We start from the raw sequence: 18,414 nt of genomic DNA, 5'->3' as shown, positions 1-18,414 counted from the left end.
TAATGAATTTATTGTTGCCGACCGGGTCCCGATCACGGCTCCTTGAGACCTGGATCAGCCGACAATGCTTGCGTTGCGCGAAATCATGCGACATGAGAAGCGCCGCGGTCGCTCCTGGCCGCGCCGATCTTCCATGGAGACGTCAAGCTCATGGCCTTTCTTGCCGACACCCTTTCCCGCGTGAAGCCTTCCGCCACCATCGCGGTGACGCAGAAAGCGCGCGAGCTGAAAAATGCCGGCCGTGACATTATCGGGCTTGGCGCCGGCGAACCGGATTTCGACACGCCAGACAACATCAAGAATGCGGCGATTGAGGCAATCCACCGTGGCGAAACCAAGTATCCGCCGGTTTCGGGCATCGTGCCGCTGCGCGAGGCGATCGCAAAAAAGTTCAAGCGCGAGAACAATCTCGACTACAAGCCCGAGCAGACCATAGTCGGCACCGGCGGCAAGCAGATCCTGTTCAACGCCTTCATGGCGACGCTGAACCCCGGCGACGAGGTCATCATTCCTCGCCCCTACTGGGTCAGCTACCCCGAGATGGTGGCGATCTGCGGCGGCACCTCCGTGTTTGCCGACACCTCGATCGACGATGGCTTCAAGCTGACCGCTTCCGTGCTGGAAAAGGCGATCACGCCGAAGACCAAATGGCTGCTGATGAACTCGCCGTCGAACCCGTCCGGCGCTGCCTATACCGAGGCCGAACTGCGCGCACTGGCCGACGTGCTGTTGAGGCATCCGCATGTCTGGACGCTGACCGACGACATGTACGAGCACCTGACCTATGGCGATTTCGTCTTCAAAACCATCGCCGAGGTCGAGCCTAAGCTCTACGAGCGCACGCTGACCATGAACGGCGTGTCGAAAGCCTATGCAATGACCGGCTGGCGCATCGGTTATGCGGCGGGTCCGGTTCAACTGATCAAGGCGATGGACATGATCCAGGGTCAGCAGACATCGGGCGCCTGCACCATTGCGCAATGGGCATCCGTCGAGGCGCTGAATGGCCCGCAGGATTTCATCGCCAAAAACAAGGCGATCTTTCAAGGCAGGCGCGACCTTGTCGTGTCGATGCTCAACCAGGCACGCGGCATCACCTGTCCGTCGCCGGAAGGCGCCTTCTATGTCTATCCCTCCTGCGCCCAGCTGATCGGCAAGAAGACCAAAGCTGGCAGGCTGATCGACACCGACGAGACCTTCTGCTCGGAACTGCTCGAAGCCGAGGGCGTCGCGGTGGTGTTCGGCTCGGCCTTCGGCCTTGGGCCCAACTTCCGCATCTCCTACGCGACCTCGGAGAGGCTTCTGGAAGAAGCCTGCACACGCATCCAGCGTTTTACGGCTTCGCTGACCTGACCGACGCACTATGAACGCGAAACCCCGAAGGTTGTATCCAACTTTCGGGGGTCAGTTCATCACCGCCGTTTTTAATGGGTCGTCAGCCTCACGCCTCGTGCTTGGTCTCTTTGGCAGAGCGCGCCTCGGCCGGCGCCAACACGGCAACCAGCAGTGCGGCGGTGAGGAACGCGCCGATCGCTGCCGTCAGCATCGCGGCGTGGAAGCCGCCGGCATAGGCGGCAGCATAGAGTTCATGCACGCCGCTTTCGCCCATCGCCGCATCGGTTGCGAAATCATGCCGCGAAATTGCAGCACGAGCCACCGCTTCCGCGTCGGCGACACCGGCGTCGCCGAGATACCCGGTCAAAAGGTTGGTCGCCCGCATGCTCATCAAGGCGCCGAGCAAGGCGATGCCGATGGCAAGACCGCTCTGGCGGGTGGCATTGATGACCGCCGACACCATGCCCGAGCGTTCGCGCGGCGCATAGGACATGGCGGCAGCGCTGCCGGTCGGGATTGCAAGCGCATTGCCGAGGCCGCCAATGGCGAACAGAAGGCACAGCATCGCATAGGGCGTCGAAGGACCGGCCCAGCACATGCCGAGCATGGACAGGCCGATAGCAACATAGCCGATGGTCATCAGCGCGGAGTGACCATAGCGCGCGCTCAGCCTGCCGATCCATGGCGACACCACGATCTGAACGATGAAGGCCGGCGCCATGCGCAGGCCGGTCTGCGTCGGCGACCAGCCCTGCACCTGCTGCAGGAACATCGAGAAGAAGAAGACGCTGGAATAGGAGGTGAAGCCGAGCGCGAACGAAGCGACATTGGCGACGGCGAAGCGAACGTCACGGAACAGGCCAAGCGGCAGCATCGGCCGTGCCGTGCGCGCCTCGAAGCCGAGGAAAGCAGCCAGGCCGACGACGCCGGCGATGAGCGCCGCGACCGTCCTTGGCTCGCCCCAGCCATTCTCGCCGGCCGAGATCAGGCCAAAGGTCAGCGCCCCCAGCCACAGGATGCTGAGAGCCAGGCCGACGAGATCGAGATGGGCATGTTCGGGATGCGCCGTCTCGTTGATCGAAGCAGCACCGAGCGCGATCGTGATCAAGCCAAGCGGCAGGTTGATCAGGAAGATGCTTTGCCAGCCGACGGTCTCGACCAGGATGCCACCGAGGACGGGACCAACGAGCAGAGAGATGGCAGCGAACGACGCCCAGCCGCCAATGACGCCGGCGCGCTGGCGCGCATCGGGAAAGGCCTGCGTCAGGATCGACAGCGCGCCTGGAATGAGCAGCGAGCCGGCGATGCCCTGTACCACTCGGCCGGCCAGCAGCACCGGCAGATTGGGCGCGACGGCGCAGATCAGCGAGCCGGCCACGAAGATGCCGACGCCGGCCAGCCACGAGCGCTTGCGGCCATAGCGGTCGCCGATCAGGCCGGACGACAGCATGAAGGCGGACAGGCACAGCGTGTAGGCGTCGACCACCCATTGCAGGCCGCCGAAATCGGTTTGCAACGCCTGCTGGATGGTCGGCAGCGCGACATTGACGATGCTGACGTCGAGCAGAGCCACGAACGAACCAAGATAGACAGCGGCGACCAGGGGCAGACGGTGCTTTGACATGGCTACGTCCGGACGTGAGTTTCGCAATCATCACTGACCGACGGTCAGTTGAACGGGCGGCATGGCGCTGTCGATCCGGCGATTGAGCATGGCCTGCGCCACGATACGGGACTCGCCGCGAGTCGCCCTCTTCTAAAAATGTAGCGGCTGGAAGAGAAGCCGGCTTCCTGCGGACTGAGCATTCAGCCGCCATATTGTTCCGATGTCACCCCCTCCAGCCAATCGACATGGACATCGTCGAGCGCCTCCTGCATCGCGATATGCGTCATCGCCGATTTCGGCGCCGCGCCATGCCAGTGTTTTTCGCCAGGCGCGAACGAGATGACGTCGCCGGCCCTGATCTCCTGGACCGGGCCGCCCCACGTCTGGGCAAGCCCGGCGCCCACCGTCACGTAAAGCGTCTGGCCAAGCGGATGCGTATGCCAGTGGGTGCGCGCGCCCGGCTCGAAGCTGACCAGCGTGGCCCGCAGCCGCGCCGGCGCCTCTTTCTCGATGATCGGCGTCTGCAGCACCCGGCCGGTAAAGTATTTTTCCGGTGCGATGACGGTCGGCACGCTGCCGCAGGCAATGATCTTCATGGGTCGATGGTCCTTCAAACAGCGGGCGACGGATCGCCTGTTTTCAGTTTCGGCCGATATCGGTCGACGTGCAACAGCTTCCGGCTGCCAGCCCAGCATATGATCCGCACGGTCCACGGCCGAGCAAAGGGTTTCTATTTTTCTTGCCCTGCCGGCAAACAAGTGGGACGATGGCTTTGGGCAGGTGGCACTTGAAAAGAACCCGCCCGCGACGGTCGAACAGGCCGGCCGCCGCTCAGGACCGATTGACCAAGCCTGAACCATACATGCCAGTCGGTCCTACGGGAAACGCCTGAGTGGAGGTCAGTCATGGGTACTCGCGCCGGAGGACGACGCACGGGACCGAAATGCATTGCCATAGTCGGTCCCTTCGCAAGCGGTAAGACGACACTTCTCGAAGCCATATTGGCCCGTACGGGCTCAATTCCCCGACAAAATCCCGTTTCATCAGGTAACACCGTTTCAGATCATTCGCCCGAGGCGCGCGCCCACGCCATGAGCGTCGAGGCGACGGTCGCCACGACCGAGTTCATGGGCGAGCAGATCACCTTCGTCGACTGTCCCGGTTCCATCGAATTCTCCTTCGAGGCCGAGCCGGTGCTGGCCGCCTGCGACCTCGCGGTGGTCGTAGCCGAGGCCGACGAAAAGAAGATCCCTGCCCTGCAACTGATCATGCGCAAGCTCGACGATCTCGGCGTGCCGCGCATTCTGTTCCTCAACAAGGTCGACAAGGCAATCATCGGTGTGCGCGACACGCTGAAGATGCTGCAGCCGGCCAGTGCCGTGCCGTTGCTGCTGCGCCAGATTCCGCTGCGCAAGGACGGCGTCGTCATTGGTTCGATCGACCTGGCGCTGGAGCGCGCCTACATCTATCGCGAATATGCCGAAAGCGAGGTGGCGCAGATTCCCGGCGACGACAAGGCGCGCGAGCTCGAAGCGCGTTTCTCGATGCTGGAAACGCTGGCCGACCATGATGACCAGTTGATGGAACAGCTGCTCGAGGAGATCGAGCCGCCCAAGGACGCGATCTTCGACGACCTCGCCGCCGACCTGCGCGACGGTGCGGTGATCCCGGTGCTGATCGGCACCGCCGAGAAAGGCAACGGCGTGCTGCGCCTCCTGAAGGCGATTCGCCACGACGCGCCCGACATCGAGGCGACCCGCAAACGGCTCGGTGCACCCGACGGCGCGGCTACCCTGGTCCAGGTGATGAAGACCATCCACACCTCGCATGGCGGCAAGCTGTCGGTGTCGCGCATCCTCTCCGGTCAGGTCGTCGACGGTTCCGAACTCTGGCTGCCCGGCGGCGACACCGCCAAGGTTTCCGGCATCTACCGGATGCTCGGCAAGGACCAGTCCAAGCTCTCCATCGCCAAGGCCGGCGACACGGTGGCACTGGGCAAGCTGGACGAGGTCAAGACCGGCCAGACGCTGAGCTCGGCCAAGGGCGGCACCAAGCCGCTCGTCCAGTTCGAGCCGCCGCAGCCGGTCTTCGCCTTCGCGCTCCGCCCCAAGGAGCGCAAGGACGAAGTGAAGATGTCGGCTGCCATCCAGCGGCTGGCCGAGGAGGACCCCTCGCTCAGCCTGCGCCACAATCAGGACTCGGCCGAAACCGTGCTGTCGGGCCATGGCGAGATGCATCTGCGCGTGGTGCGCGAGCGGCTGGAAGGCAAGAACCAGATACCGGTCGAAGGCCATCCGCCGGCGGTGCCCTATCGCGAGACGATCCGCAAATCGGCGCAGCAGCGCGGCCGTCACAAGAAACAGTCCGGCGGCCATGGCCAGTTCGGCGACGTGGTGATCGAGATCAAGCCGCTGCCGCGCGGTTCCGGCTTCCAGTTCACCGATACAATTACCGGCGGCGTCGTGCCCAAGACCTACATCCAGTCGGTCGAGACCGGGGTGCGCGATTATCTGAAATTCGGGCCGCTGGGCTTTCCGGTCGTGGATGTCGCAGTCAACCTGTCGGACGGCTCCTATCATGCGGTCGATTCCTCCGACATGGCCTTCCAGATGGCGGCCAGGCTGGCGATGAAGGAAGGCATGGCCGCGTGCTTGCCGGTGCTCCTGGAGCCCGTGATGAAGGTCGAGATCGTCACCCCCTCCGACGCCACCTCGAAGATCATCGCTCTCATCCCGCAGCGGCGCGGTCAGATCCTCGGCTACGACGCGCGGCCCGACTGGCCGGGATGGGATGTCGTCGAGGCAACCATGCCGCAAGCCGAGATCGGCGACCTGATCATCGAGTTGCGCTCCGCGACCGCGGGCGTTGCCAGCTATCGTGCCGTCTTCGACCACATGGCCGAACTCACCGGCCGTCTGGCCGACGAGGCGATGAACACCAACGGCAAGGCTGCCTGATGGCGTGGCGTTCCTCTCGAACCTGATTCGGGGGAACAAGAGAAAACGACGTCCGGCGGGGCCGGACGTCGTTTTGTTCGCGGACCGTTTCCTTGGGAGGTAAAACGTCAGGTCCGCCGCATTTGGTACCGCCGTGTTCGGCGGAAAAACGGTTCGGACGCGGTAGCCGCCTGAGCCCGGGCCGTACGAGTGATGCCCCCATCTCCCGTCCGAACCACACCGCGTCCTATGATCTACATAGCAGGTCGCGAGCGTCCGGGATATGTTACCAGAGGTTACATGTCACCGTTACGTGGCAATTGTGATGGAATTTTTGGCCGGCCCAGCAGGGCACAGGCAACAAAAAAGCCGGATCAATGAAGATCCGGCTGAGTTTGATTGGAGTGCCTGTTAAGGCTAACCTCCAGAGGGGAACACTCGAGGGCGCTAATGGGAGGAGAACGCGCCCAGGAGATGATCTATATATGTGCTCATCATGCCCAAGAAACAAGCATCTATTTTGCAACACACACATGCAAAAAGACGCAGGCTGTGGTCTAACCCATTCCAGAAGCCAATAGGACCAGCAAAATCGTCGAAATGGAGCGCTGAATCGGGCAATTGCAACTACAGAATCGCCAATCTCGGCTGGCTGTCGGCTCGAAATGCCAAAACTGGGCAATGATGTGGAAGCGGGCAGCAGGCGTGCATTTCTAAGGCAATCGGGGAGGAAGCAGCCAATGCGGACGTTTTCGGCGATCGCGGGCAGTGCGGCCTTCTTCATCGCGGCGCCCTGCGTGGTTGCCGGGCTGGTGCCTTGGCTGTTGACCGATCGCTGGGGCTTGCCGTGGTCTGGTCTGCCGGGCTTTGTCCCTGTCGGCGGGCTTCTGATCGTCGCCGCGGTCGCGGCACTCCTGCATGCCTTCGGCCGTTTTGCGCTTGAGGGCCTGGGCACACCCGCACCGGTCGCCCCGACCGAGAGGCTGGTGATCGGTGGCATCTACCGCCATGTCCGCAACCCGATGTATGTCGCCGTGCTGTCGATCATCCTCGGCCAGGCGCTGCTGTTCTCGAGCTGGGCGCTTGTCGCCTATGCAGTCATCGGCGCGATCGTCATGGGCTCTTTCGTGCGGTTCTACGAGGAGCCGACCTTGGCTCACCGCTACGGCGCCGAATACGACACCTACCGCCGCAACGTCCCGGGCTGGCTGCCTCGACTGTCGCCCTGGCGTGGTTGAGCCACCATCGCAGGGCGCGTTGAGATTCAGGTCAGGCCGAGTCGAGAATGGTGGCTGCCGAGAACCGGAGCGGAGCGTACTTAAGTACGTGAGCACAGTTCTACCGCGATGCGGTAGACGGGGAAGCGCAGGAAGCGGCCATTCGCGGGCCGGCCTCACTTGAATATCGGCATGCCCTCAGAAGGACCAGCTTCGGGCCTTGGCGATGATGAAGTCCCGGAACACATGCAGCTTGGCCTGGTTCTTCATCGCGTCGGGATAGGCGAAATAGGTGTCGAAAGACGGCACCTCGGTCTCCGGCAGCAGCTGCACCAGATCGGAGTCCTTGCTGATCACATAGTCGGGCAGCATGGCGATGCCGGCACCGCCCTGCACCGCACGCTTGATCGACAATATGTCGTTGATCTGCAGCGTCGGCACCCTTTGTCCGCCTTCGAAATCACCGACCGTTTCCAGCCAGTTCAGCTCCGACAGATGCGACGGCACCGGCACGCCGAAGGTGACGATGCGATGGGCCTTCAGCTCGGCGACGGAAGACGGCTTACCATGCTTGGCGACATAGGATGGGGCCGCGTAGAGGTGGAAATGCACGGTGAACAGGCGGCGCTGGATCAGGTCCGGCTGCTGCGGCTGGCGCAGCCGGATGGCGCAATCGGCCTGGCGCATGGTGAGATCGAGTTCCTCGTTGGCGAGGATCAGCTGCAGGCTGATTTCGGGATAGAGTTCGATGAATTCCTGTACCCGCTCGGTCAGCCAGCCGGCGCCCAGCCCCACCGTCGTCGTCACCCGCAGCACGCCCGACGGGCGATCCTTGGTCTCGGTCAGCCGGGACTTGATGGTCTCCAGCTTCATCAGCACGTCATGCGCCGTGCGAAACAGCATCTCACCCTGCTCGGTCAGCACCAGCCCGCGGGCGTGGCGGTTGAACAGCGGCACGCCGACATCATGCTCGAGCGCGCTGACCTGCCGCGAGATCGCCGATTGCGACAGATGCAATGTCTCGGCCGCATGGGTAAACGACCCCGCCTCCGCCGCAGCGTGAAACACGCGTAGCTTGTCCCAGTCCAACGCCATGATTCCCCTCGTTCTGTTTTGGCGTCTGAATGAAAAATCAGGCTTTTACACGGCGTTTCTAAGCCGCTCTCTGAACTCTCTACTCGGCCGCTTCGCGATGCACTTCGATGCCGGCCAGATACTTCTCCGCCTCGAGCGCGGCCATGCAGCCGAGCCCCGCTGCCGTCACCGCCTGGCGGTAGATATCGTCGGTCACATCGCCGGCCGCGAACACGCCCGGCACATCGGTGCGGGTCGAATCCGGCGCCGTCCACAGATAGCCGTTCGGCTTCTGCTTGAGCTTGCCGGCGAACAGTTCAACCGCCGGCGCATGGCCGATGGCCACGAACACGCCGTCGACCTTGAGGTGCGACACCTCGCCGGTCACCGCATGCTTGAGCTTCAGCCCCTCGACCGAGGGCGGCAGCGGCGTCTTGCCGGGTCGACCGGTGATCTCATCGACGATCGTGTCCCAGATGATGCGGACATTGTCCTTCTTCAGAAGCCGCTCGCGCAGGATACGTTCAGCGCGAAAATCGCTTCGCCTGTGGATGACCGTCACGCTCTTGGCGAGATTGGACAGATAGAGCGCCTCTTCCACCGCGGAATTGCCGCCACCGATCACCGCGACATCCTTGCCCCTGTAGAAGAAACCATCGCAGGTGGCGCAGGCCGAGACTCCAAAACCCATGAAGTCCTGCTCGGTCGGGATGCCCAGCCATTTCGCTTGCGCACCGGTGGCGATGATCAGCGCGTCGGCGGTATAGGTGGTGCCGGAATCGCCCTTGGCACGGAACGGTCGCACGTTGAGGTCGACCTCGGTGATGATGTCGTTGATGATGTCGGTGCCGACATGCTCGGCCTGTTTCAGCATCTGCTCCATCAGCCACGGACCTTGGATCGGGTCGGCGAAGCCGGGATAGTTCTCGACATCGGTGGTGATCATCAACTGCCCGCCCTGCTGCAGGCCGGCGACCAGCATCGGCTTCAGCATGGCGCGGGCGGCATAGACCGCCGCCGTATAGCCGGCCGGACCGGAACCGATGATGAGAACGGGCGCGTGCTTGGTGGTCATCTAAAGCCTCTGCGGAGGGCTGCCGGCAATTGCGGCATGGAAAACTCGATCATTGTCGCGCGTAATGTAAGTGTTGCCCACGACGCCAGCAAGGCAAGTTGGAGTTCGTCCCCGGAAAGCTTTGTCACACCTGTCGCCCGCTGATCCCGTGAAATATTCCGGGCGAAGGAGGAATGGACAGCGAAGTCGTTTAATTACAAAATCACGCAAGATTCTTGCGTATTGCCCCTGATGATCGAGAACCCCCATGCCGCTCAAGGCCGACCTCGACGCCATCGACTGGAAGATCCTGCGCGAATTGCAGGGCGACGGCCGCATGACCAATGTCGAACTGTCGAACCGCGTCGGCATTTCGGCTCCGCCATGCCTGCGCCGCGTCAAGCGCCTGGAGGAAGCGGGCATCATCCGTGGCTACCGCGCCTTGCTCAATGCGCCAGCGCTCGGCCTCGATGTCGTTGCCTTCTGCCTGGTCGGCCTGCATCATCAGGCCGATGCCGAGCTGCGCATCTTTGCCGAGCGCACCCGCGGCTGGCCGATCGTACGCGACGCCTGGATGGTGTCGGGCGAATCCGATTTCCTGCTCCATTGCGTGGCGAGCGACCTTGGCGCCTTCCAGACCTTCGTCATCGAGGAACTGACCTCGACCCCGAATGTCGACACGGTGCGAACAGCGCTCACCATCCGCCGGGTCAAGGACGAAGGGCTGGTCTCGTTCGCACAGCCTTGACCCGGTTGAACCGCAGCGGGCTTCGCCGATGCGGCTTGAACGCCTCGCCATATCAGCGCCGCTTTGGCGTTCGATAGCTCTCCTGTGAAGCCGGAATTTCTGCCGTAGCCGTCTTGTTGGTTTCCTAGAGCAATTCCAGAAAAAGTATGTAACGGTTTTCCCGGGAAAAGCGCATAGCGCTTTCGGGATTGCGTAAACAGGTGGCGCAGGGCAGCCCAATTCCGAGAACAGTGTGCCGTGGGGTGGGACGATGACTCGATTTTCTAGCCCGGTTTCGGCGCTGGTCATCTGCATGAACGAGGCCGATATGATCGGCGAGTGCCTGGAAAGCGTCGATTTCTGCGCCGAGATCATCGTCGTCGATTCGGGCTCGACGGACAGCACTCTGGACGTCGTCAATGGGTACATCGCCAAAGGCTACCCGATAAGGCTGTTTCACAACGATTGGCCGGGCTTTCCTCGTCAGCGGCAATTCGCGCTCGATCAGGCCACGCAACCATGGTGCCTTTCGATTGAAGCCGACGAGGCCATCGACGACGTGCTCAGGCAGTCAATCATGAATGTGACCCAGCTTGGGAATGACGCCTTCGACGGATGGTACATCAGACGCCGCGACAAGCTGAAGGGCTATGGCTATGCGCACCGCTGGGTGCTTCACAACAGGCTGCTGCGTCTTTTCCGCCGCGACAAGGCCACGATGGACCTTAATCTGCGGGTCCATGAGTCGTTCGAGGTGCCAGGCGAAACCGGCACGATAGAAAATGGCGTGCTGCTGCATCGCCGCGAAATGACCATTGCCGAGGATCTGGCAAGAGCCAACACCTACTCCAGCCTCAAGGTTGCCACGCTGGTCGAACGAGCCAAGAAGCCCGGCCTGATAAGACTGGTGCTGTCGCCTCTCGGCAACTTCCTGAAGTTCTACCTGGCCAAGCGCTACTTCCTGTGCGGCCGGCACGGATTCGTCTATTCGATGCTGGTGATGCTGTATTCGTTCGCGACAGAGGCCAAGCTTTATGAAGCCTGGCGAGACAAAGATCGGATGTAAGCCGTCACGGCGCGCCCGAGGCGGTGCCAAGCGCAGCTATTGCGGCGAGCAGGCCGTCGAAATCCGCGCGGGCGCACCAAGGCTGAATTGTGAAGCCCGATCGGACAGCTGCTTGCCCGTCTACCAGCCAGCCCTGCGCGAGGCCGGCGCGTTGTCCCGCCTCCATGTCGGCCTCCTTGTCGCCGACGATCAGCGAACGCCGCAGATCGAGCCCGAGGCGCCCGGCCGCCTCCAGCAACATGCCCGGATTGGGCTTGCGCATCGGATGATCGGCGACCGCAAGCACACCGGTGCCAGCTTCGTGATAGGCGCAGGCGACGACCATATCGACGAACGCATTTTCGGCGCGCAGCAGCTCGAGCACGCGGCCGTTGACGGCAGCGAAATCGCCCCAGCCGAAATAGCCACGCGCGATGCCCGACTGGTTGGTGACGATGATGACCGGAATGCCGGCCCGGTTGGCGGCGGCTATCACCGCGGCTATGTCCGCGCGCAGCACCATTTCGGCAGGATCATCCGGATAGCCCGTATCGACATTGATGGTGCCGTCGCGATCGAGGAACAGCGCCGGCGAGCCGGCGGCGAACAGCCTTGAGCCGACCTGCTCGACCCATAGGCCAGGCTCCGCCAGCGGATAGCGGCCAGAGGTCGGGGGATCAGCCATTGCTGAGGCGCGCTTCGACCACCTCGCACAAATGATGGTAAAGGCACAGATGCCCCTGCTGGATGATCGGCGTCGAGGTCGACGGCACGTTGAGCAGGATATCGGACAGAGGCTTCAGCTTGCCGCCGGTGTCGCCGGTCATGCCGATCACCGTCATGTCCATCCTCCGCGCCTGTTCGGCGGCGGCAAGGATGCTCGGCGAATTGCCGCTGGTCGAGATCGCCAGGAGCACCCCGCCGGCGGCGCCATGCGCCTCGACCTGGCGCGAAAAAACCGTGTCGAATCCATAGTCGTTGCCCCAGGCGGTCAGCACCGCTGCATTGGCCGGCAGCGCGATGACATTGTAGGCCTTGCGCTCCTTGAGAAAGCGGCCGACCAGTTCGCCGGCAATGTGGATGGCGTCGCTGGCCGAGCCGCCATTGCCGGCGATGAGCAAGGCTTTCCCCGACGAAAGCGCCGTCACCACCGCGCTCGCTGCCCGCCCCATCTCACCGGTCAGGTCCCGTTCGACCATGGCTGATATGGCAGCCGCGGAGCGGACAAGATAATCGTTCAACTCGGACATGAAACCCTCAGTTTGTGGTGCCGCCGGCGCGCAATTTGCCAATGGTGTTGGTGGTGCTTTTTCCGGCGACCAGATCGACCAGCACGACGCGTCCGCCGGCCTTCTGCACCACATCGGCGCCGACCACGGTGTCGACCGTGTAATCGGCCCCCTTGACCAGTATGTCGGGCAGCAGCGCTTCGATCAGCGCCAGCGGCGTATCTTCCTCGAACACCACGACCGCATCGACCGAGGCAAGTGCTGCCAGCACGCAGGCGCGGTCGTGCTGGTCGTTGACCGGGCGCCCGGCGCCCTTCAGTCGCCGCACCGAGGCATCGCTGTTAAGGCCGAGCACCAGCCGGTCGCACTGGCTGCGCGCCGCGTGCAGCAAGCTGACATGGCCGGCATGCAGGATGTCGAAGCAGCCATTGGTGAAGCCGACGCTCAGGCCCTCTTCCTTCCACGCCGCCACCATGCGGGCGGCCGATGTGGCATCGAGGATGGCGTCCTTGTGGGCGGTCGGCCCATGTGAACGGAACAGCGCGCCGGTGAGTTCCTCGACCGTCAGCCGCGCGGTGCCACGCTTGCCCACCACGACGCCACCAGCGGCATTGGCGATCGAAGCGGCCATGACCGTATCGGCGCCCACGGCCAGCGCCAGCGCGAAGCTCGCGATCACCGTGTCGCCGGCGCCCGAAACGTCGAACACTTCGCGCGCCTGGGTGGCGATGTGGCGCGCCTCGTCGGGACCGACCACGCTCATGCCCTTTTCGCTGCGCGTCGCAACGACGAAATCGAAACCATGTGCCGAAATCAGCTCGCGTGCGGCAGCCACGATCTCGTCATCGGCGAACACCGCATGGCCGACGGCCTCGCCGAGTTCCTTGCGGTTGGGGGTGATGGCGGTCGCCCCGGCATAGCGCGCATAATCGCGGCCCTTCGGGTCGACCAGCACCGGCTTTCCAGCCTCGCGGCAGATGGCGATCAAGTCGCCGGCGACGCCGTCGAGCAGGATGCCCTTGCCGTAGTCGGACAGGATGACGATGTCGGCGCGCGTCAGTGCGGCGCGGAAATGCCGGATCAGGCCGGCTCGCTCCGCAGCACCCAACGGCTTGATTTCCTCCTCGTCGAAGCGCAGCACCTGCTGGTTGAGCGCGCTGAAGCGGCTTTTGGACGAGGTCATGCGACCACGCTCCTGCGCGAGGCCCGCCGTATCGGCGCCAAGCTCGCCGAGCATCCGCACCAGGCTATCGCCTGCCACATCGGTGCCGATGACCGAGACGGGAACAGCGGCAGCACCAAGCGAAACGATGTTGGCCACGACATTGCCGGCACCGCCCATGGTCGAGGTCTCGCCGCGCCCGTGCAGCACCGGGATCGGCGCCTCCGGCGAGATCCGCTCGATGACACCGTTGACGAAACGATCGAGGATGAAGTCGCCGACCACCAGCACGGTGGCCTGGCCGAACCGCGCAATGGCGCGGTGCAACGGTTCGGGAGAAGGCGGATTGTGCTTGATCATGTCACTGGCAACACAGGGAAAAGGCCGATTTCAATCTCATAAGTGCTCATCAATCGACTGGTCGGATCGCTCATGGCGAAAGCCGATATACCGCAAATTCACGCAGCGCAACGGCAGGCATGATCCCGGCAGGCTCGGGCGGTCAGCTCTTCTGCAGGGCGACATGGACGCCCAGCCCGACCAGCACGGCCCCTCCCGCCCGTTGCATCAGCCGCTGTGCCCGGCTCGAACGCCGCAAACGGCCGATCACGGCGCCCGCCAGGAACACACAGACGATATCGGCCGAGGAGAACATCAGATTAACGATCGTGCCGAGCACGACGAACTGCAGCCAGACCGGAAACGCCGCCGAGGCGTCGATGAATTGCGGCAGGAACGCCATGAAGAAGATCGCTGTCTTCGGATTGAGCACCTCGACGGTGATGCTCTCGAAAAAGGCGCGCCGCGCTGATTTGCGCTCGATGGCAGGCAGCGCCGCATCGCCGTCTGCGCGCTTGCGAAACAGCGAGACGCCAAGCCAGATCAGATAGAGCGCGCCGACCAGCTTGACCGCCAGGTAGAGCGTCGGCACGGCATGAAACAGCACCGACAGCCCGGCAGCCGCGGCGAAAACATGCACGTAGCCGCCCAGATGGATGCCAAGTGCCGCCGTCAGGCCGGACCAGCGGCCGCGCGCCATCGTCTGCGCGGCGGCATAGAGCATGGCCGGGCCTGGAATGTAGGCGAAGATCGCCGTGGTGGCGAAAAACGCGATGAGCAGTTCGGTCGATGGCATTTTTGGTCCCTCACGATCATGCTCTGTTCTGTCGATTCAGTCCGCGCGCGGGGCGGGATGGCTTTGGACTGACCCGTGCGGACAACCGCAGTAAAGCGAACATAATTTTCTTGTGAAATGACGGGCTGAACGCGCCGATTCGCGCACCCGGCTCGAAATAGGCTGACGCTTCCAGGATATCATGATTGTACTCGTCGACCATGACCCAAAGGGGCATAGGGTCGAGGCCCGCACGGTGGCGTTCAATTTCCGGGATGCTGACGGCAACGCGATCACGGCCCGGCTGCGTGGAAGTGATTGCAAGGATGAAGAGGTTCGTACCGCCGGCTTTCCCAGGAAGGACAGCCACAAAGGCTACAGGCCGTGACTTCCGGCCTTCGGTCTCGCCGTCTCCGTGTTGGCGATGCCAAAGATATGGATATCGCCAGACGTCCGCAGCGGCGGGTTTAATCACGGTCCAATTCCGCGGCGTACTCCTCAAGCATCTCGACATGTTCGGTCGGGGCATCCTCCGCAGCGTAGACGCGGCGGCTGTCGTTGCCGAAGCGCGCTTCGTAGGCCTCGATGCTCATCAGGACGTATCTCGGCTTGTTGTGGCGAGTGATGGAGACCGGCTGCTGGCTGGCAGCTGCAAGCACATCTCCAAGATTCTGTTTCAGATCGGTCGATGGATAGTTTTTCATGGGATGTCCCGTTTTGTCCATAATAGACAAAACAGACAAAACAGACAAGCCCATAAAAATGGCAGGACAGGCACATGCCTGGCTTTATCGACAGCCCGCCTAGCCTCCCCTATAAGGGCCGGAATCGCAAGCAACCAGAGGCCCTTCATGATCATCGTCACGGGCGGCGCCGGTATGATCGGCTCCAACATCGTCGCCGCGCTGAATGCCGAAGGGCATGACGACATCCTCGTCGTCGACGACCTTACCGACGGTCACAAGATCGCCAATCTTGCCGATCTCAAGATCGCCGACTATCTCGACAAGGACGATTTCTTGGACCGCATGGAGGCAGGCTCGCTCGGCCGCATCGAGGCCATCTTCCACCAGGGCGCCTGCTCGACCACCACCGAGTGGAACGGCAAGTTCATGATGGAGGTGAACTACGCCTTCTCGAAACGGCTGCTGCACGCAAGCCAGGCGCTGCGCGTGCCCTTCCTCTACGCCTCCTCGGCTTCCGTCTATGGCGGCGGCTCGGAGTTTCGCGAGGATCCGGCGCTCGAGCGGCCGCTCAACGTCTACGCCTATTCCAAGAAGCTGTTCGACGACTTCGTCAGGCGAACCGTGTTCGCCGGGCGCACCGCCTTCGATACCGACCATTCACAGGTCGTGGGCTTGCGCTACTTCAACGTCTATGGCCCGCGCGAGGCGCACAAGGGCGCCATGGCCTCCGTCGCCTTCCATCTGTTCAACCAGGTCGAACGCGGCGAGAACCCGAAACTGTTCGGCGCCCATGACGGGTTCGGGCCCGGCGAACAAAGCCGCGACTTCATCCATGTCGGCGACGTCGCCGACGTCAATCTGTGGCTGTGGAAACAGGGCTCAAGCGGCATCTTCAATTGCGGCACCGGCCGTGCCCAGCCCTTCCGCGCCATAGCCGAAACAGTGATCGACACGCTGGGCAAGGGCGAGATCGAGTTCATCACCTTCCCCGACCATCTCAAGGGCAGCTACCAGAGCTTTACGCAAGCTGATATGTCCCGTTTGCGCGCGGCCGGTTACAATGGCCAATTCCGGACAGTGGAAACCGGTGTCAGAGACTATGTCGAATGGCTGAAAGCCCAACGATCCTCGTGATCGGCCCACGCTGGGTGGGCGACATGGTGATGGCGCAGTGCCTGTTTTCGGCGCTGAAGGAGTTGCATCCCAACGCCGCCATCGATGTGCTGGCGCCGACCTGGGCAGCGCCGCTGGTCAACCGCATGCCCGAAATCCGCCAGCAGATCGACTTTCCGCTCAAACCCGGTGCGCTCGAATTCACCCATCGGCGACGCTTCGGCCGCCTGCTGCGCGGCCGCTACGACATCGCCTATGTCCTGCCGGGCAGCTGGAAGTCGGCGCTAATCCCGTTCTTTGCCCGCATTCCGCGCCGGGTCGGCAACCTGCGCGAGATGCGCTATGGCCTGTTGACCGACATCGTGCCATTGCCCGACAGCATCAAACGACGCACCGCGCAGGCCTATTTCGGCCTTGCCCAGGGCGGTGGTTTCCGAGCGCCACGGCTTAGCGTGGACACGAAAAACCAGGTCGACCTGCTCGGCCGGTTCGGCCTAGCGCCGCAGAAATTCGTGGCCCTGATGCCCGGCGCCGAATTCGGCCCGGCCAAGCGCTGGCCCAGCGAAAGCTATGCCGGGCTTGCCCGCGATTTCATGGGCAAAGGCTTGAAGGTCGCTCTGTTCGGCTCGAAGAACGACCGCGACGTGACGGCGGAGATCGCGGCCCTGGCGCCCGGCGTCGTCGATCTCGCCGGACAGACGCGGCTGGAGGACGCCATCGACCTGATATCCGCCGCAAGGCTGGCCGTGTCCAACGACAGCGGGCTGATGCATGTCGCGGCCGCCGTCGGCACGCCGATCGTCGCCGTCTACGGCTCGACCTCGCCCGAGAACACGCCACCGCTGGCCGAGCACCGGGAACTGGTCTGGCTTAGCCTGTCGTGCTCGCCCTGCCACCAGAAGGTCTGCCCGCTCGGCCACCTCAACTGCCTGAAGACGCTGCAAGTCGGCCAGGTCGCGGCAGCGGCGGAGCGGCTGCTGGACATCCCGGCAGCGGCATGAAGGTGCTGATCGTCAAGACGTCATCGATGGGCGACGTCATTCACACCTTTCCGGCCGTCGAGGATGCCCGTCGCAACCGCCCGGACCTGACCTTCGACTGGTGCGTCGAAGAGGCATTTGCCGGCATCGTCGCGCTTCACCCGGCGATCGACCGGATTCATACAGTGGCGATCCGGCGCTGGCGCAAGGCGCTGCTCGACGGCGCCACCTGGCGCGAGGCGGCCGCCCTGCGGCGGACCTTGCGCGATTGCCGGTACGACCTCGTCATCGATGCGCAAGGCCTCCTGAAATCGGCTCTGGTGGCAAGACAGGTGGGCTCCCCCATTGCCGGCTTCGACCGTTCGAGCGCGCGCGAACCTTCTGCGACGCTGTTCTACGATGCCACTTATCCCGTGCCGCGCGACCTGCACGCCATCGAGCGGACACGGCGGCTGTTCGGGCTGGCGCTCGGCTATCAGCCCGATCTTTCGACCCTGGACTCCGGCATCGTGCCGCCCGCCGGCACTCTGGCGGGCCCTTCTGGAAAAACCGCCTTCCTGCTGCACGGCACCAGCCGCGAAGACAAGAAATGGCCGGCCGAAGACTGGATTGAAACCGCCCGCCTGCTGGCTGAACGTGGGATGACGCCGGTCACCACATGGGCGAACGAGCGCGAGAAGGCCGTGGCCGAAGCCATTGCCAAGGCAGTGCCGTTAACAGTTGTGGTGCCAAAGTCACCGCTGGCCGAGATCGCTGCATTTATCGGCCGCTCGGAGCTGGTCATCGGCGCCGACACCGGGCTGACCCATCTTGCCAGCGCCTTCGGGCTGCCGACGGTTGCGGTGTTCCTGGCAACCGAGCCAGGGTTGACGGGGCCTCGCGGGCAATATGCGTCGACGCTCTTGGCCCCGCCCGGGAAGCGTGTGATGCCGGCGGAGGTGGTGGCGGAGGCAGAAAGGCTGGCGGGACTCCAGGTCCTTGGCAAGGCCAACGCTGGCAAGAACTGAAGTCAATCGGAAAGGCTGGCGCTGCCCCTCATCCGCCTGCCGGCACCTTCTCCCCGTATAACGACGGGGAGAAGGGATCTGAACGCAAGGCCAGCGTCTATTCTGCTACGTTGAAAATTGGCGAAATCG

At 63.2% G+C, this 18,414-nt stretch carries 18 protein-coding genes; 9 read left to right on the top strand and 9 right to left on the bottom strand.

Annotation, left to right across the window (positions count from 1 at the left end):
* The first annotated feature begins 150 nt into the window (after positions 1 to 150).
* Positions 151 to 1,353: a pyridoxal phosphate-dependent aminotransferase gene (locus NKJ37_RS24920; RefSeq protein WP_128303815.1), complete on the top strand. Its 1,203-nt coding sequence runs from the start codon at positions 151 to 153 to the stop codon at positions 1,351 to 1,353.
* Positions 1,354 to 1,441: 88 nt separating this feature from the next.
* On the opposite strand, the gene NKJ37_RS24915 is transcribed toward NKJ37_RS24920, so the two are convergent.
* Positions 1,442 to 2,959, bottom strand: coding sequence for an MFS transporter (locus tag NKJ37_RS24915; protein WP_352629971.1), 1,518 nt, complete (start codon positions 2,957 to 2,959; stop codon positions 1,442 to 1,444).
* Positions 2,960 to 3,141: 182 nt separating this feature from the next.
* Positions 3,142 to 3,537: a (R)-mandelonitrile lyase gene (locus tag NKJ37_RS24910; protein WP_128303813.1), complete on the bottom strand. Its 396-nt coding sequence runs from the start codon at positions 3,535 to 3,537 to the stop codon at positions 3,142 to 3,144.
* A 309-nt stretch (positions 3,538 to 3,846) separates the two neighbouring features.
* On the opposite strand from NKJ37_RS24910, the gene NKJ37_RS24905 reads away from it, so the two are divergent.
* Positions 3,847 to 5,898, top strand: a complete 2,052-nt coding sequence (locus NKJ37_RS24905; protein ID WP_352610420.1) for an elongation factor G — start codon at positions 3,847 to 3,849, stop codon at positions 5,896 to 5,898.
* A 719-nt stretch (positions 5,899 to 6,617) separates the two neighbouring features.
* Positions 6,618 to 7,115 carry a methyltransferase family protein gene (locus NKJ37_RS24900; protein ID WP_023809732.1) on the top strand — a complete coding sequence of 166 codons (498 nt, stop codon included), beginning with the start codon at positions 6,618 to 6,620 and terminating at the stop codon, positions 7,113 to 7,115.
* 177 nt (positions 7,116 to 7,292) lie between these two features.
* Here NKJ37_RS24900 and NKJ37_RS24895 read toward each other — a convergent pair whose 3' ends face one another.
* Entirely contained in the window at positions 7,293 to 8,189 is an 897-nt protein-coding gene (locus NKJ37_RS24895; protein WP_023809733.1) for a LysR family transcriptional regulator, read from the bottom strand.
* A 79-nt stretch (positions 8,190 to 8,268) separates the two neighbouring features.
* Positions 8,269 to 9,243, bottom strand: a complete 975-nt coding sequence (gene trxB, locus NKJ37_RS24890; protein ID WP_128303811.1) for a thioredoxin-disulfide reductase — start codon at positions 9,241 to 9,243, stop codon at positions 8,269 to 8,271.
* 247 nt (positions 9,244 to 9,490) lie between these two features.
* On the opposite strand from trxB, the gene NKJ37_RS24885 reads away from it, so the two are divergent.
* Entirely contained in the window at positions 9,491 to 9,970 is a 480-nt protein-coding gene (locus NKJ37_RS24885) for an Lrp/AsnC family transcriptional regulator (RefSeq protein WP_023809735.1), read from the top strand.
* A 250-nt stretch (positions 9,971 to 10,220) separates the two neighbouring features.
* Complete coding sequence (locus NKJ37_RS24880; RefSeq protein WP_127318541.1) at positions 10,221 to 11,015, top strand: glycosyltransferase family 2 protein; 795 nt, start codon at positions 10,221 to 10,223, stop codon at positions 11,013 to 11,015.
* A 4-nt stretch (positions 11,016 to 11,019) separates the two neighbouring features.
* On the opposite strand, the gene NKJ37_RS24875 is transcribed toward NKJ37_RS24880, so the two are convergent.
* From NKJ37_RS24875 to NKJ37_RS24860, 4 genes are all read right to left on the bottom strand, one after another.
* A complete protein-coding gene (locus tag NKJ37_RS24875) occupies positions 11,020 to 11,679 on the bottom strand; it encodes an HAD family hydrolase (protein WP_352440413.1) in 660 nt (219 codons plus the stop codon).
* Positions 11,672 to 12,244, bottom strand: coding sequence for a D-sedoheptulose-7-phosphate isomerase (locus tag NKJ37_RS24870; RefSeq protein ID WP_023809738.1), 573 nt, complete (start codon positions 12,242 to 12,244; stop codon positions 11,672 to 11,674). Before NKJ37_RS24870 ends, NKJ37_RS24875 begins: the two co-directional genes overlap by 8 nt.
* 7 nt (positions 12,245 to 12,251) lie before the next feature.
* Positions 12,252 to 13,745 carry a D-glycero-beta-D-manno-heptose-7-phosphate kinase gene (rfaE1, locus tag NKJ37_RS24865; protein WP_023809739.1) on the bottom strand — a complete coding sequence of 498 codons (1,494 nt, stop codon included), beginning with the start codon at positions 13,743 to 13,745 and terminating at the stop codon, positions 12,252 to 12,254.
* Positions 13,746 to 13,887: 142 nt separating this feature from the next.
* The gene (locus NKJ37_RS24860; protein WP_013530072.1) at positions 13,888 to 14,520 is read right to left on the bottom strand and encodes a LysE family translocator; all 633 of its coding nucleotides are present in this window, start codon (positions 14,518 to 14,520) and stop codon (positions 13,888 to 13,890) included.
* 181 nt (positions 14,521 to 14,701) lie between these two features.
* Here NKJ37_RS24860 and NKJ37_RS24855 point away from each other — a divergent pair, with 181 nt between their 5' ends.
* On the top strand, positions 14,702 to 14,887 hold the full coding sequence (locus NKJ37_RS24855) for a hypothetical protein (RefSeq protein WP_023809740.1): 186 nt from the start codon (positions 14,702 to 14,704) through the stop codon (positions 14,885 to 14,887).
* Positions 14,888 to 14,966: 79 nt separating this feature from the next.
* On the opposite strand, the gene NKJ37_RS24850 is transcribed toward NKJ37_RS24855, so the two are convergent.
* A complete protein-coding gene (locus NKJ37_RS24850; RefSeq protein ID WP_023809741.1) occupies positions 14,967 to 15,203 on the bottom strand; it encodes a type II toxin-antitoxin system Phd/YefM family antitoxin in 237 nt (78 codons plus the stop codon).
* Positions 15,204 to 15,350: 147 nt separating this feature from the next.
* On the opposite strand from NKJ37_RS24850, the gene rfaD reads away from it, so the two are divergent.
* The 3 genes from rfaD to waaC are packed head-to-tail and all read left to right on the top strand — an operon-like array spanning position 15,351 to position 18,285.
* Positions 15,351 to 16,319 (top strand): ADP-glyceromanno-heptose 6-epimerase, encoded by a 969-nt coding sequence (rfaD, locus tag NKJ37_RS24845; RefSeq protein WP_352440410.1) that lies wholly within the window; start codon positions 15,351 to 15,353, stop codon positions 16,317 to 16,319.
* Positions 16,292 to 17,299, top strand: a complete 1,008-nt coding sequence (gene waaF / locus NKJ37_RS24840; protein WP_023809742.1) for a lipopolysaccharide heptosyltransferase II — start codon at positions 16,292 to 16,294, stop codon at positions 17,297 to 17,299. Before rfaD ends, waaF begins: the two co-directional genes overlap by 28 nt.
* Complete coding sequence (waaC, locus tag NKJ37_RS24835; protein WP_023809743.1) at positions 17,296 to 18,285, top strand: lipopolysaccharide heptosyltransferase I; 990 nt, start codon at positions 17,296 to 17,298, stop codon at positions 18,283 to 18,285. Before waaF ends, waaC begins: the two co-directional genes overlap by 4 nt.
* The last annotated feature ends 129 nt before the right edge of the window (positions 18,286 to 18,414 follow it).

The organism is Mesorhizobium sp. M0140, from assembly GCF_040322475.1.
Classification (GTDB): domain Bacteria; phylum Pseudomonadota; class Alphaproteobacteria; order Rhizobiales; family Rhizobiaceae; genus Mesorhizobium.
The sequence above is the reverse complement of the archived record's forward strand: the minus strand, read 5'-3'. Positions and strand labels throughout refer to the sequence as shown.

Excerpts from the sequence above, each read along its gene's own strand:
- NKJ37_RS24915 (WP_352629971.1), bottom strand. The coding sequence starts at position 2,959 with ATGTCAAAGCACCGTCTGCCCCTGGTCGCCGCTGTCTATCTTGGTTCG.
- rfaE1 (WP_023809739.1), bottom strand. The coding sequence starts at position 13,745 with ATGATCAAGCACAATCCGCCTTCTCCCGAACCGTTGCACCGCGCCATT.
- waaC (WP_023809743.1), top strand. The coding sequence starts at position 17,296 with ATGAAGGTGCTGATCGTCAAGACGTCATCGATGGGCGACGTCATTCAC.
- trxB (WP_128303811.1), bottom strand. The coding sequence starts at position 9,243 with ATGACCACCAAGCACGCGCCCGTTCTCATCATCGGTTCCGGTCCGGCC.
- NKJ37_RS24860 (WP_013530072.1), bottom strand. The coding sequence starts at position 14,520 with ATGCCATCGACCGAACTGCTCATCGCGTTTTTCGCCACCACGGCGATC.
- NKJ37_RS24920 (WP_128303815.1), top strand. The coding sequence starts at position 151 with ATGGCCTTTCTTGCCGACACCCTTTCCCGCGTGAAGCCTTCCGCCACC.
- NKJ37_RS24870 (WP_023809738.1), bottom strand. The coding sequence starts at position 12,244 with ATGTCCGAGTTGAACGATTATCTTGTCCGCTCCGCGGCTGCCATATCA.
- rfaD (WP_352440410.1), top strand. The coding sequence starts at position 15,351 with ATGATCATCGTCACGGGCGGCGCCGGTATGATCGGCTCCAACATCGTC.
- NKJ37_RS24900 (WP_023809732.1), top strand. The coding sequence starts at position 6,618 with ATGCGGACGTTTTCGGCGATCGCGGGCAGTGCGGCCTTCTTCATCGCG.
- NKJ37_RS24895 (WP_023809733.1), bottom strand. The coding sequence starts at position 8,189 with ATGGCGTTGGACTGGGACAAGCTACGCGTGTTTCACGCTGCGGCGGAG.
- NKJ37_RS24885 (WP_023809735.1), top strand. The coding sequence starts at position 9,491 with ATGCCGCTCAAGGCCGACCTCGACGCCATCGACTGGAAGATCCTGCGC.
- NKJ37_RS24855 (WP_023809740.1), top strand. The coding sequence starts at position 14,702 with ATGATTGTACTCGTCGACCATGACCCAAAGGGGCATAGGGTCGAGGCC.
- NKJ37_RS24910 (WP_128303813.1), bottom strand. The coding sequence starts at position 3,537 with ATGAAGATCATTGCCTGCGGCAGCGTGCCGACCGTCATCGCACCGGAA.
- NKJ37_RS24880 (WP_127318541.1), top strand. The coding sequence starts at position 10,221 with ATGACTCGATTTTCTAGCCCGGTTTCGGCGCTGGTCATCTGCATGAAC.
- NKJ37_RS24905 (WP_352610420.1), top strand. The coding sequence starts at position 3,847 with ATGGGTACTCGCGCCGGAGGACGACGCACGGGACCGAAATGCATTGCC.
- NKJ37_RS24850 (WP_023809741.1), bottom strand. The coding sequence starts at position 15,203 with ATGAAAAACTATCCATCGACCGATCTGAAACAGAATCTTGGAGATGTG.
- waaF (WP_023809742.1), top strand. The coding sequence starts at position 16,292 with ATGGCTGAAAGCCCAACGATCCTCGTGATCGGCCCACGCTGGGTGGGC.
- NKJ37_RS24875 (WP_352440413.1), bottom strand. The coding sequence starts at position 11,679 with ATGGCTGATCCCCCGACCTCTGGCCGCTATCCGCTGGCGGAGCCTGGC.